The sequence below is a fragment of the Fodinibius salipaludis genome (assembly GCF_002287075.1).
Lineage (GTDB): Bacteria > Bacteroidota > Rhodothermia > Balneolales > Balneolaceae > Fodinibius > Fodinibius salipaludis.
The window spans coordinates 119,220-132,229 of the sequence record NZ_NSKE01000012.1; the positions used below are offsets into that span (position 1 = coordinate 119,220).

Here is a 13,010-nt window from a genome sequence, read left to right on the forward strand (position 1 = left end):
AGCTGCAAGCTGTTTGATCTTATGACTGACACCGCTACCTTTTAGTGATGACAATTTTACTCTACATAGCACTGGGATACCTGTTAATTACAGGTGGAATTTTATATCTCAATAAAAGGGATTTTACCCCTTTGCCGCCCACACCGCGCAACTATTTTGACGAGCAGGCACCGCCGGTAACTATCTGTATTCCTGCCCGCAATGAAGCTAACTCTATTGAACGGTGCGTGCGTTCCGCCATCGACCAACAATATCCCAATCATCATGTTATAGTACTTGATGACCAATCTACCGACGGCACTTCTGAAATTTTGCATTCGCTCTGCGAACAATATCCCGATACCCTAACTGTGATTGATGGGAACCCCAAACCCGACGACTGGCTGGGAAAATCGTGGGCCTGTCACCAACTTTCTGAGCAGGCCCTGGGCGATATCCTTGTTTTTATTGATGCTGATACCTGGCTGGAACCGGAAACAACCTCCAGAGTCGTGCGCACGATGGGGAGTGACATCGTCGATTTCATCACTCTCTGGCCAATGCAAAAATTCGGGTCGTTCTGGGAGAAAACGGTAATCCCGCTCGTCTATTTTGCCCTTCTTACCCTCTTACCTACGCGCTATGTCTATCAATCTCCGAAATGGCTACCCCAATTTTTAAAGCGGAAAATGGCTCCCTTCTTTGCCGCTGCCAACGGACAGTTTATGGCATTCAAAAAGGGTGCCTATAAAGCCATTGACGGTCATCAATCCGTAAAAAAAGAGATTGTTGAAGATGTTGAACTGGCAAAAAATATCAAAAAAGGTGGATTTCGCATGAAGATGTATCACGGCAAAAATGCGGTAAGCTGTCGCATGTATGAATCGGGAGAAGAACTCTGGCAGGGATTTCGCAAAAATTTCTTTGCCGGCTTTGGTCACAATCCCGTTTTGTTTATCGGAATGGGACTGTTACACATTATCACCTTTATTATTCCCTTGCTAAGTCTGCCCTTCTTGTTCCTGTGGGGATCGACCAAAGCCCTCCTCTTAGCTCTGGCTGCCGTTTTGCTAATGTATATCCAACGCTTTTCGGTGGACAAATGGTTTGGCTGGAAATTCCGATACGGATTACTGCATCCGCTGGGTGTTGGGTGGTACCAGGTGCTTGGAATACGAGTGCTTTCGGATTATTTCAACGGGGAGTCGGCACAGTGGAAAGATCGCAATATCTGATTCTCTGATCAGCTGCTGCAATCTCAATTAATCACTGTTTATTTTTATCTGCAAAGTATCCATATTGCGGATAGATGAAGAAAGCCATTGACAAATATCTACGCTATTTAAAGGTTGAGCGAAATGCTTCAGACCATACGATCACTTCGTATAAAAACGACCTGACTCAATTTCTCGAATTTTGCGCTGTCTATTTTGATGAGTCAGAAGAAAATGTTGATATCACCGAAATCGAACGACTGACGATACGCCTTTGGCTTGGAAAGCTGTCTGAGCGCGGCTTGGCCAAAAGTTCGATTGCAAGAAAAGTCGCTGCCGTTCGTTCCTTTTGTAAGTATTGTTTTAAACGAGGAATTGTAGAACAGAATCCGGCACATTTGCTAATTGTCCCCAAGAAAGATAAGCCTTTGCCCAAAACGGCCAATGCGGAAGATTTGAACAGAATGATGGATCTGGCCGAAGGCAACACACCAAAATCAGCCCAAAACAGGGCTATTTTAGAATTGCTGTACGGAACGGGCATTCGATTGAGTGAGTTGGTAAATCTCAATGAAGAGGACATCAATTTTAAGCTAAATCAGATTAAGGTATTAGGTAAGGGCGCAAAGCAGCGTATTGTCCCCTACGGAAAGCAAGCCGGTAATGCATTGAAAAAGCATCTTGAAACCAAACAAGATTTATATGGCGAGCGGACTGATGCCGATGCCCGGAAGGCTGTTTTTATTGCGGCAAGCGGGCAGCGTCTGTATCCGCGTGCAGTACAACGTATTGTAAAAGATTATCTGGAGCGTGCCAGCGAAGTAACGCAAAAAAGTCCGCACGTATTACGACATAGCTTTGCGACGCACCTTCTCGATCAGGGGGCCGATATAAGAGTAATTAAAGAATTATTGGGCCATGCGAATCTGGCCGCTACACAAGTTTACACGCACACTTCAGTTGAACGACTGAAAAACGTATACGAAATAGCTCATCCAAGAGCTAAAAACTAAAGTTAACTTAGGAGGTACAATTTTATGAAAACTACGTTCACGGCAAGACATTTTGATGCAAGCACAGAACTCCATGAATATGCCGAAGATGCGGTACAGAAATTAGACCAGTTTTATGATCGAATATTAACCTGTGATATTGTCCTTCAACCGGTGCCTGACGATGAAAATCCACAACAGGCCGAATTAAACGTAAAGGTTCCCCAAAAGTTAATTAATGCAAAAGAACAAGCCTCCTCGTACGAGCAGGCGATAAATATGGTCATTGAAAATGTGACTCGTCAACTCAAAAAATATAAACAAAAAACCCTAAACAAGCGGTAATTATCATGCCTTTCGGTGACCATGAATCAATACCAAAAAAAGAAAAGATTCCCGTATCTTATCTTGTTGAACGTCTTCAGGAACGCGTTCAAATAGATCTTCAAAACTTTGTTGCCGAAAGTACTGCCGATCAGCGCTATGTTACCGAGGCGGATTTACACCGCCCCGGGCTGGCGCTGGCCGGATTTGTAAAGCTTTTTACCCATCAGCGAATACAAATAATCGGGAATACCGAAACAAACTATTTAGAAGACCTTTCGAAAAAAGAACAGATCGATGCTTTTAAAAATATTACACAATTTGATATTCCTGTTCTAATTATAACGCACAACAATGTTCTGCCCGATTATCTCTTAGAAATAGCTGACGAGGAAAATATTCCTGTATACGGTACTTCTCTGGAAACCACGCATTTCATGCATTTAACGCGGGACTTTCTGGAAGACCAATTTGCCCTGCAAACCATGGTGCATGGCTCTATGGTGGATGTCTACGGCATCGGTATTTTAATTGCCGGAAAATCGGGTATCGGTAAAAGTGAGGTCGCCCTTGATCTGGTTGAACGAGGCCATCGCCTGGTAGCTGATGATGTGGTAATTCTTACCAAGAAAAGCAATGTACTGATGACCTCTGCAACCGAAATGAACAAGCATTTTATGGAAATACGCGGTCTCGGCATCATCGATATTATGTCGATGTTTGGGGTCCGGGCCATTCGCTACCAAAAACGGCTTGAGGTAGTACTGGAGCTTTCGCTGTGGGATGAATCCAAAGATATTGAACGCACCGGCTTAAACCGCGACACCACTTCTATTCTCGGCGTCGATATCCCACTCATTAATCTCCCTATTACGCCCGGTAAAAACATCACAGTCATTGCCGAGGTAATTGCCATGAATTACCTACTGCGTCACTACGGTTATGATGCAGCAGAAGCTTTCCAAGACAAGGTCAAATCACATATTGCCAACAAAACAGATCCCAATGCTATGCCTCGCAGGGCGATCGAGTATTTTGAGGGCGATATCGAGTAACGAGACAGATTCCCCTTTTGAAAATTTGCTATGTATCACTACTTTAAGACTGTTTTGTAACAAACGGCTTTTTATCTTCTCTTGCTTATAGATCAGTATGAAAACAAATCATCTATGGCTTTAAACAACTATTACTACTACGACGAACAGAGCTGTGAGTTCGTACCCGTTGAATACAACAGCTTAGAACGTATTGTATACACGGCTTGTATCTGGATTTTGTGCGGTGTGGTACTTTCCGGAGTTGGCATTTCTATTCTTTCCTTTTCGGTAGGTACACCGGCAGAAATTGCCCTAAAAGCAGAAAACCAGGAGCTTATCAATCAGCTGGAGCAAACCAAGACTAAAATTCAGGATTTGGACCAGGAAGTTGATCAGCTGGCCAAAGCCGATAATGAAATGTATCGATCGGTATTGGGTATGGAGGAAATTCCATATGATGAACGTCAGGCCGGTGCCGGTGGTGCTGATGTGTATTCCGAATTTGATGTATATAGCCAGGAAACCTCAGAGATTCTAAAATGGACGGCTGAAAATCTGGAAAGCCTGGAACGAAGCATCAATATACAGCAGGTGAGCTTCAACGAAATAAAAGAATATTACAACAATAATCAGGAAAAAATGAAGCATATTCCTGCCATTAAACCAACTGAGGGCATTATTCTTAGTGGATTTGGGATGCGTTATCACCCGGTATTGGGCTATGAACGTCAACACGAAGGACTCGACTTCAGAGCAAACGTAGGAACCGAAATTTTTGCTACGGGCGACGGCGTTGTCAAATATGCCGGATTAAAAGGTACATATGGAAGACTGCTTATTGTTGACCATGATTACGGATACGAAAGTTATTATGCACACCTCTCCTCTTTTGCCAAAGGCATAAAGCCTGGCACAAAGGTTAAGCGTGGCGATCTGATCGGTTTTACCGGCCAGTCGGGCATGGTTGAAGGACCACACTTGCACTACGAAATCCGAAAAAGCAGTGATCCCATCGACCCCCTTAACTTCTTATTCGCTGATACTACCCCCGAAGAATACATGATGTATAAGGAGATTGTTGAGAATAACCATCGGTCTATGGATTAACCCGCTACCCTTCTACTAAAACAAATTTTATAAGGCTGCCTTCAGGGCAGCCTTTTTTTAATTTATAACTGTTTAGAGCTGGCGCCATTATTCTTCCTGCTCTTCCAAATACCGTTTTATAAGTTTTTCCGGAGCTCGCACTGATTTTTTAAGCCACTCAAATTGCAAATCCAGCTTTTCTGATTCCTCCAGTGCCCAGTCGTCCCTGCTTTTTCTAAGCCGAGTACTCAAATCATACAGGCAGAGTGCAGCGCTTACCGATATATTAAAGCTTTCGCTGAATCCAACCATCGGAATTTTAGCATATCCATCGGCATGCTCCAGTGCATAATCCGACAGCCCGGTAAGCTCGGCCCCAAAAACCAGGGCTGTCTTTTGGTCAATTGAAACCTCATCAATCGTCACGTCATTTTCATGTGGAGTAGTTGCTATAATTTGATATCCTTTTTCTTTTAACTGCCGGTAACAGTGCTCCGTATTATTCTTTCCGGTTTGATTATAAGACTGCAACGTAATCCATTGATCAGCACCAATGGTTACCCCTTCATTAGGGTCAAACTCATTTTTGTTTTCAATGATATGCACATCCTGTATCCCAAAACAATCGCAACTTCGCAATACAGCACTGGCATTGTGCGGCTGATAGATATCCTCTAAAATAACCGACAAATGGCGTGTGCGTTTATCAATTACTTCATTAATTCTCTCCCACCTATCTTCAGTGGCAAATTGTCGTAAATACTGTATCAACTGGGATTTCAAGGTGTTATTCATAAATAAAATAAGGGAGTCTGTTTTTAATCCTTAGAAATGTTATAATGTTTTTGAGTTGTTCTTTATTTCTTACCAAAAAACGGAGGTCTTATGCTTGTGCGGGATATCTTAAAAAACAAGGGAACCAAAGTCTATTCCATAGCTCCTAATGAAACTGTTTATCAGGCCATTAGCAAGATGGATGAGTATGACATCGGAGCGCTTATCGTATTGGAAGATCAGCAGTTGAAAGGAATTATCAGTGAACGCGATTACCGAAGTGATGTTATTTTAAAAGGACGTTCTTCGAAAAGTACAAACGTTCACGAAATAATGACCAAAGATGTGTATTGTGTAACCCGTGAGGAATCCGTGGAAGCCTGCATGTCAATTATGACGGATAAAAAAATACGTCACCTACCGGTTATGGAAGGTGATACCGTAACCGGTGTTGTTTCTATTGGGGATTTGGTTAAATCTATTATTTCCAAGCAGAAGTTTGAGATCAAGAATATGCGACAATATATACAGGGAGAAGCAACATATCCCGGCTGATTTCAGTAAATTTAGTTATTACAAAAAAGCCCTTGCAAGATTTCTCTTCTTGCAGGGGCTTTTAAATAGTCAAAAATCTACAAACTGCTAATCATCACAACGGATAATAAATCCCTTTTTACGGACGGTATCAATATATTCATCTTCTGAGTGATTGCGAATTTTCTTCCGCAGGTAACTGATATACACATTTATGTAGTTTGTCTGCGTGTCAAAATGGATATCCCACACATTTTCAGCAATCTCTTCCTGGGTTACAATATTATTTTTCCGCTTTAGCAGGTATACCAGCAGGTTGTATTCATTGTTAGTCAAATCAACTTTGGTATCATTCACCCAAAACTCACGCTCCAACATATCCACTTTAAGCTCTCCACATTCGAGCGTCCGATCCCCGTTAACTTCTCCACTGCGCCGGCTAATCGCCTCAATACGAGCCAGAAGCTCTTCGGTATTAAATGGCTTGGTCAAATAATCATCAACACCTGCTCGCAGACATTTAATTTTAACATCTGTTTCCTGTTCAGCAGAAAGGACTAAAATAGGAGTTGTAATCTCTTTATCTCTCACATTCTTAGCCAAGTCAAAGCCATCACCATCGGGGAGTCCCAGATCAAGAATAATAATATCATACGAATTTCCAACAGCATGCTCTTCACCGCTTTGGGCCGTCTCAGCAATATCAACGTTATACTCATTTTTTTCTAACACCGCCTTTACCAAAGTACGAACTGACGGATCATCTTCAATGACAAGTACCTTCATGATAGTAAATATCTCAGTTCCCTTTTTGAAACCACGTTAAACTTGATGGATTATAACCAACTGATTGTAAACATGCTAAGTTTATATTTCAAATTATATATTTAATTATATCCCAAGGATTTCAACCATTCTCGAGTTTTTTTCAGATATATATTATCCAATTTATGAGCCCTGTCCATCTCTTTAAATGTTACCTGTGCTCCCCATTCGGACAGCTGTTCACAACTTTTCTGTTGGGGCTCACTTTTCACGCTTTTATCCCTTGTCCCATGCAGCGCCAATACATTCATAGTATCATAACGTCTCTCATCCCCTTCAAACACCTCCGTTTTGATACGTGCCCCAACGACCATCAATTCATCTATAAGCTTCGGTCGCGAAAGAGCAAAATATCCCGCCAAATATCCCCCCATTGAATAACCAAAAACCGCCACCCTGCTTGCTGTAATTTGCCGTAAAATATCCTGAATAAGATTCTCCAAAAAACCAGAAGCCGACTCCAGCGATTTCACAAACTGATCCTGCTCTCCATCATACAGATACCAAGATCGTCCCCAGTCCTCAACCTTCTTTTTGCGCCTACGATCATAAATGGGATACGGCCCTTGTACAAACAGATGATATGCGTTTAAATCAAGCATCGGGGCAACCAGCTTCTCAAACTGTTCCATATTCTGATTAAATCCATGCAAGTAAATAATCAAAGGCTTTTCATTAGATGAACTTCCGGTTTCGATTAATTTATAGGGAACTTCAATGTCAAATACTGCTTGACCTGATTTAAGAATGTTCTTCATGTTGGTTTGATGAGTAATGAGTATGTAGCCTATGAAGTTGAAAGCAATTAAACTACTCATCAAAAAATAAAAATTGAAATATTGATTGCATTATATGCTTTCAATAAATAGTATTTAGCGACCTATCTAATTGACTCACAATTAATTACAGACCTAATATCCGAAATAAAATGGCTGATTTACGAACAGATTGGACCAAAGAAGAAATTTCTAATATCTACCACACTTCTTTGATGGAACTCATTTACAGGGCTGCCACAGTACATCGCAAGCACCATGAAACAGGCGAAGTCCAAGTTTGTACTCTGTTATCCATTAAAACCGGTGGATGCCCGGAAGACTGCGCCTATTGTCCCCAGTCGGCCCATCACGATACTGATGTGGAAGCCGAAGATATGCTGGAGCCCGAAGAAATTCTATCAGCGGCCGAACGAGCTAAAGAAGCCGGCAGTACTCGATTTTGTATGGGAGCCGCCTGGCGATGCGGTCGAGAAACCAAGGATTTCGATCAGGTATTAGATATGGTGAGTGAAATTACCGATATGGGTATGGAGGTATGCTGTACACTGGGAATGCTCACTGATGAGCAAGCCGAAAAACTCAAGGAAGCCGGACTTTATGCCTACAATCATAACCTTGATTCCAGCGAAGATTTCTACAACCGCATTATTTCTACTCGCAAATATCAGGATCGCCTGGATACTATTGAACGGGTTCGGGAAAATGATATCAGTGTTTGCAGCGGCGGTATTATCGGAATGGGCGAAACCGACGAAGATCGTATTGAGCTCATTCATAACCTTTCTACCATGCCAGAACATCCGGAGTCGGTACCCGTCAACGCGCTTATCGCAGTGGAAGGAACTCCGCTCGAAGATCAGCCCAAAGTACCCTGGTACGACATGGCCCGAATGATTGCCACTGCACGTATTACTATGCCCGATTCCATGGTACGCCTTTCCGCCGGACGGGTGGATATGAACATGGAAGAGCAAGCGCTCTGTTTCATGGCCGGAGCTAATTCCATCTTTACCGGTGATAAACTGCTTACTACTCAAAACAACGAGTTGAGTGAGGATAAACGAATGTTTGATATCTTAGGGTTGAAACCACGCGAGGCCTTTAAGGATGCAAAAGAAGAACATATTCCCGATACGGTTGAAGCGGCTGAGTGATATTTGGAAGTCAGAGATTGGATATAAGATGTGAGATGGTGGAGGTTTTTAGGTCCTGTAAAAATTTCAGGCTTCCACATTGATTTAGGTTTATCCACCTCTCACACCTTATCATTAATTATCGATGGGACTTTTGACTCCACGCCCACCTTTTTTAAGGACGTGCGTGTAGATCATTGTTGTACTCACATTTTTATGTCCCAATAGCTCCTGTACCGTCCGAATATCATAACCGTCCTGCAACAAGTGCGTAGCAAACGAATGCCGAAAAGTGTGGCTGCTCACCTTTTTTATGACATTGGTTTTTGATACTGCCGTTTTAATAGCCTTATGCAAATACGATGAAGATTTGTGGTATCGCTGGGTTACCCCCGATCGTGGGTCTTTAGATCGCCGTGAGGATGGAAACAGATATTGCCACCCAAACTCTTTAGGCATATTGGGATATTTCTTAGACAGGGCCTTTGGTAAAACTACTTTCCCAAATCCCTTATCCAAATCTTTTTGATGCAAGAGTTTTACCCGCTCAATCTGATTTTTGAGCTTCTCTTTACTGATCTCTGGCAGCACGGTTGTCCGATCTTTTTTACCCTTGCCATTGCGTACCCAGATCTGATTAAATTCAAAATCGATATCCTTAACCCGCAGTCGCAGACACTCCGACTGGCGCAAGCCACTCCCGTAAAGTAGTTCAGTCATCAGCCGAGCATCACCTTCCATATTGGCCAAAATACGCCGGGCTTCTTTGGAAGATAATACCACTGGTAATCGCTTAGGCTTACTGGCCCGCTGTAAATTATCAAAAGCACCCAATGGCTTATCCAATACCTGTTTATACAAAAAAACAATAGCACACAGTGCTTGGTTTTGTGTAGATGCCGCCACATCACGTTCATTTGCCAGCCAGTTTAAAAACTCCACGATCTCTTCCTTTTCCATCTTCAGAGGGTGGGTGAGACCCTGAAATTTTACAAACCGAACAATCCACCTAAGGTATGCCTTTTCGGTACGGTAGCTATAATTTCTTCTCCGAATTTCCTCTCTTACTTTGGTCAACAATTTGCTTTTACTCATAACCCTTTTCTCTGATGAACAGTTACAAGTAAGACCGATTGACTCCCAAAACCTTACAGATAAAAAATATTATGTACACATATTATATGTACAAACCGCTCCCTGCCTTATACAAATAATATTATTACATCCCGGGCCAAAATTAATTTATCCACAATTTTGCATATTATGCTCACAATAAATAGTATTTGAGGTATATGTATAAGACTAGGTTAGCTGTACTTAGAATTTCGCTTTGAATTTAAATCTTAAATAAATCATCAAGATTATGAATTATAAACTATCGGTTCTTTTCGGAGTATTTCTATTTCTGACTACCATTTTTTCCACAAATTTATTTGCGCAAAGTCCTGCAAAATATATTTGCGATAAATTCAATGGTGAGTTGTCAGAATCTATCGAAGGAAGGAGTTTTGTAGGTGAGACTTACAGATGTGATGTAAAAGAGCAATGGGATATGATGATCCAAAGTGAAATAAACGATATGATTATCAACGATGAATATTTTGGGAACTCCAAAGAATGGAAGCAAACTTACGTAGATTCAGAAAATTATAATCGTAGAAGTTTTTCTTTTGAATCAGACGAGTATAGTATTGTGAATCTCTATATCCCATATGAACAGAAAACTGATCATTTTTTCATAGCACAATAATTAAATCGATTATCAATAATGGGAGAATCCGATCCTCAGGTTTTAGCAATGTGGGCTGCAATACTTGGAGCTTCTGCAGGTATTCTCAGCGCGATAGTCAGTTTTTTTGCTATATATTTTTCAAGACTTAGCTCCAAAGAACAGATGAAAACTGATTTCAAGATTGCTGAAATGAGTTTTAATGCTAATGTCATTTCAACTAATCGACAAAATTGGATCAATCAACTTAGATCTTTAGTCTCTGAATTTATTGGTTTGGGGGTTTTTATTGGAGCAGCTTTAAATAATCCACATGAAACAAATGCTCAAGAGGTAACAGAAAAAACAGAGCGGCTTCATACCCTTAAAGGTCAAATTAATTTAATGTTAAATCCAAATGAACCTAAAAGTGAGGAACTAAGTGATTTAGTTGAAAAATTTTACGGTTCAGCAATAAATAATGATAATCCAGTTTCTTCTTTGAATCTTAACTCAATAAAAGAATCAATAATCGAAACATTACAGAAAATTCTAAAAGAAGAATGGGAACGGGTTAAAAAAGGAGAATAAGTACAGCTAACCAGCGCATTAACGCGGACACACCTCGCCAATTCTCTGCCGCTCTTGGTTTTAAATCTCATCTTTCGTTAGTTGCAAAATAAATAGAATTGCGTGTGCCGGTTATGCGCAATGTCGTTAGCCGTACTCAGTTAGTTTTTCTTTTTTCGTCATGAATTTTAATTCTCGCAAAGAAAAAGTTTTAGAATCCAGATCTAATCAAAAATCCTATAAGACTGCTGGTGAAGTTGAGAAAGAGAGAACTCCTTCCTCAGAAAAAAGAATTGAAAACGTTGGATTACCAAACAGTTTTGAAAATTCACTATCTCAGTCAATTAGTAAGCTGAAAAATAAATACGATTTATCTTCAAAATTTTTGGAAGATGAGTATTTAGAACTACCAAATGAATGTCGTTTCAAATATCGACATGATTATCAATCGCTTAAAGAAAACTTACCGACAGACGAAGAAATTAGTTCCTTGGTAGTCTTTGAAGAGACGAGAATTATTGGTTTTGGAATTGCTAAATACTCTAAATTAAATAGGACCAAAATTGACATAATCGACGTAGATGAATTTTCGCGTCGATCGGCTGACCTTTCAACTATTTGGAATTATCGAGATGAGACTTTCACAATAGGCGTAGCCCATTTCATGGTGTCAGAATTCCTTCCAAATCTACAAAGACCTATAGTTGCAAATGCTACTAATTCGAGATCACGGTTTATTTTTAAGTCCTTTGGGTTTAAAAGCTATTCAAGTAATCCCTGCGATCTCAAATTGGAACAAAGTTAAAGAGTACGGCTAACCCGCGCATTAACGCGGACGCACCTCGCCAATTCTCTGCTGGTCTTGGTTTTACGTCTCTTCTTTCGTTAGTTGCTAATTCAACAGTAATCCGTGCGCAGGTTATGCGCAATGTCGTTAGGCCCACCACTTAACTTTTCATTATTTATAAGCTCGATAAAAGATTTTCTGCTTTTTGGCGTTGTTTTATTACTTTTCATAAGTAATTGAATCAAATAATACCGATATGAGTAAGAACCCAGTTTTAGATAAATTTGAAAAGCTTCCTCCTGAAGCTAAAAAAGAAGCTAATGACTTTGTACAGTTCTTATATGATCGGTATGTCAAATCCACTTCTCAAAAGACAAAGAAACCTATCTCTGAAAGCTCTTTTGTTGGAATGTGGAAAGATCGTTCTGATTTAAGCGACAGTTCCGCTTGGGTAAAAAAACAACGCCAAACCCAGTGGACCAAACGCTAAGTTATGGCTGACCAATTTATTCTTGTTGACACAGATATTCTCATTGATGTCAGTCGTGGTATTACGCAAGCCGTCGAAACACTTGAGGAGCTACAAGAAGATCATACCCTTTCGATAAGTGTTGTCACCCAAATGGAATTGATGGTCGGTTGTGAAAATAAAAAGGAGTTCAAACAACTCGAGAACTTCTTAAAACGATTTGAGATCATTCAACTCTCTGAGGGCATCTCAACGAAAGCTGTTGATCTTTTTAAAGAATACCGCCTTAGTCATGGTGTTTTAATTGCTGACATGCTCATTGCATCTACAGCCATAACTCACGAAATCGAATTGATTTCTAAGAATCAAAAAGACTACACCTTTATCGAGGATTTAGAACTTAGAAAATATTTCGTAGAATAGTGCTGGCCCTAACCCGCGCATTAAGTGGGACGTGCCTCGCCATTGGCTGCCGGTTTCGTATTTGGTCAGTTTCCGTAGTACATTATAAAACTTGTTCCGCATCATTTTGCACGCCCCTTATGCGCAATGTCGTTAGTTTGCCCGCCGGCCTTCGCGGTTTGTCAATAAAGGCTGTTTCGGCTGTAAAAATATCCATTTTTCAGCCGCTTCTGGGTTGCCTTTTCCACTATTCAATTTGCCTTAAAGCTATCTTCCTTTCCGAAAATCCTATTTCACATTTTGTCCTGGCCGGTCGGGGCTAAATCATCTTACGTCCGCTGTTTTCTTCCGTTGTTTTTATCAAAGCCGTTGCTGGTTCTACATCTTCAGCCCCAAA

The 13,010-nt window shown here is 40.9% G+C and carries 16 protein-coding genes; 12 read left to right on the plus strand and 4 right to left on the minus strand.

Translation table 11 applies throughout. The features are described 5' to 3' along the window. Positions 1-47 precede the first annotated feature (47 nt). The 5 genes from CK503_RS14695 (at position 48) to CK503_RS14715 (ending at position 4,653) form a co-directional block, all read left to right on the plus strand. Positions 48-1,214 carry a glycosyltransferase family 2 protein gene (locus CK503_RS14695; RefSeq protein ID WP_095607589.1) on the plus strand — a complete coding sequence of 389 codons (1,167 nt, stop codon included), beginning with the start codon at positions 48-50 and terminating at the stop codon, positions 1,212-1,214. 74 nt (positions 1,215-1,288) lie between these two features. Further along, positions 1,289-2,206, plus strand: a complete 918-nt coding sequence (xerA, locus tag CK503_RS14700; protein WP_095607590.1) for a site-specific tyrosine recombinase/integron integrase — start codon at positions 1,289-1,291, stop codon at positions 2,204-2,206. A gap of 24 nt (positions 2,207-2,230) precedes the next feature. Beyond that, the gene (gene hpf / locus CK503_RS14705) at positions 2,231-2,530 is read left to right on the plus strand and encodes a ribosome hibernation-promoting factor, HPF/YfiA family (protein WP_095607591.1); all 300 of its coding nucleotides are present in this window, start codon (positions 2,231-2,233) and stop codon (positions 2,528-2,530) included. Positions 2,531-2,535: 5 nt separating this feature from the next. Then, positions 2,536-3,564, plus strand: a complete 1,029-nt coding sequence (gene hprK / locus CK503_RS14710; protein ID WP_095607592.1) for an HPr(Ser) kinase/phosphatase — start codon at positions 2,536-2,538, stop codon at positions 3,562-3,564. A gap of 114 nt (positions 3,565-3,678) precedes the next feature. Next, positions 3,679-4,653, plus strand: a complete 975-nt coding sequence (locus CK503_RS14715; protein ID WP_095607593.1) for a M23 family metallopeptidase — start codon at positions 3,679-3,681, stop codon at positions 4,651-4,653. Between the two features lie 87 nt (positions 4,654-4,740). On the opposite strand, the gene CK503_RS14720 is transcribed toward CK503_RS14715, so the two are convergent. Next, a complete protein-coding gene (locus CK503_RS14720; protein ID WP_095607594.1) occupies positions 4,741-5,427 on the minus strand; it encodes a TrmH family RNA methyltransferase in 687 nt (228 codons plus the stop codon). A gap of 90 nt (positions 5,428-5,517) precedes the next feature. On the opposite strand from CK503_RS14720, the gene CK503_RS14725 reads away from it, so the two are divergent. Continuing rightward, positions 5,518-5,961, plus strand: a complete 444-nt coding sequence (locus CK503_RS14725; protein ID WP_095607595.1) for a CBS domain-containing protein — start codon at positions 5,518-5,520, stop codon at positions 5,959-5,961. An 87-nt stretch (positions 5,962-6,048) separates the two neighbouring features. On the opposite strand, the gene CK503_RS14730 is transcribed toward CK503_RS14725, so the two are convergent. Both CK503_RS14730 and CK503_RS14735 read right to left on the minus strand, forming a co-directional pair. After that, positions 6,049-6,726, minus strand: coding sequence for a response regulator transcription factor (locus CK503_RS14730; protein WP_095607596.1), 678 nt, complete (start codon positions 6,724-6,726; stop codon positions 6,049-6,051). A gap of 101 nt (positions 6,727-6,827) precedes the next feature. Then, the gene (locus tag CK503_RS14735; protein ID WP_095607597.1) at positions 6,828-7,523 is read right to left on the minus strand and encodes an alpha/beta hydrolase; all 696 of its coding nucleotides are present in this window, start codon (positions 7,521-7,523) and stop codon (positions 6,828-6,830) included. A gap of 170 nt (positions 7,524-7,693) precedes the next feature. Between CK503_RS14735 and bioB the strand changes: the two genes are divergently transcribed. Further along, positions 7,694-8,698: a biotin synthase BioB gene (gene bioB, locus CK503_RS14740; protein WP_095607598.1), complete on the plus strand. Its 1,005-nt coding sequence runs from the start codon at positions 7,694-7,696 to the stop codon at positions 8,696-8,698. Positions 8,699-8,812: 114 nt separating this feature from the next. On the opposite strand, the gene CK503_RS14745 is transcribed toward bioB, so the two are convergent. Then, the gene (locus tag CK503_RS14745) at positions 8,813-9,772 is read right to left on the minus strand and encodes an integron integrase (protein WP_095607599.1); all 960 of its coding nucleotides are present in this window, start codon (positions 9,770-9,772) and stop codon (positions 8,813-8,815) included. A 268-nt stretch (positions 9,773-10,040) separates the two neighbouring features. On the opposite strand from CK503_RS14745, the gene CK503_RS14750 reads away from it, so the two are divergent. From CK503_RS14750 to CK503_RS14770, 5 genes are all read left to right on the plus strand, one after another. Then, positions 10,041-10,427: a hypothetical protein gene (locus CK503_RS14750; RefSeq protein WP_095607600.1), complete on the plus strand. Its 387-nt coding sequence runs from the start codon at positions 10,041-10,043 to the stop codon at positions 10,425-10,427. Between the two features lie 18 nt (positions 10,428-10,445). Continuing rightward, positions 10,446-10,976: a hypothetical protein gene (locus tag CK503_RS14755; protein ID WP_095607601.1), complete on the plus strand. Its 531-nt coding sequence runs from the start codon at positions 10,446-10,448 to the stop codon at positions 10,974-10,976. Between the two features lie 160 nt (positions 10,977-11,136). Next, positions 11,137-11,760 carry a hypothetical protein gene (locus CK503_RS14760; RefSeq protein ID WP_095607602.1) on the plus strand — a complete coding sequence of 208 codons (624 nt, stop codon included), beginning with the start codon at positions 11,137-11,139 and terminating at the stop codon, positions 11,758-11,760. Positions 11,761-11,998: 238 nt separating this feature from the next. Further along, a complete protein-coding gene (locus CK503_RS14765) occupies positions 11,999-12,232 on the plus strand; it encodes a DUF2281 domain-containing protein (RefSeq protein WP_095607603.1) in 234 nt (77 codons plus the stop codon). 3 nt (positions 12,233-12,235) lie between these two features. Further along, positions 12,236-12,634, plus strand: a complete 399-nt coding sequence (locus CK503_RS14770; protein ID WP_095607604.1) for a type II toxin-antitoxin system VapC family toxin — start codon at positions 12,236-12,238, stop codon at positions 12,632-12,634. The last annotated feature ends 376 nt before the right edge of the window (positions 12,635-13,010 follow it).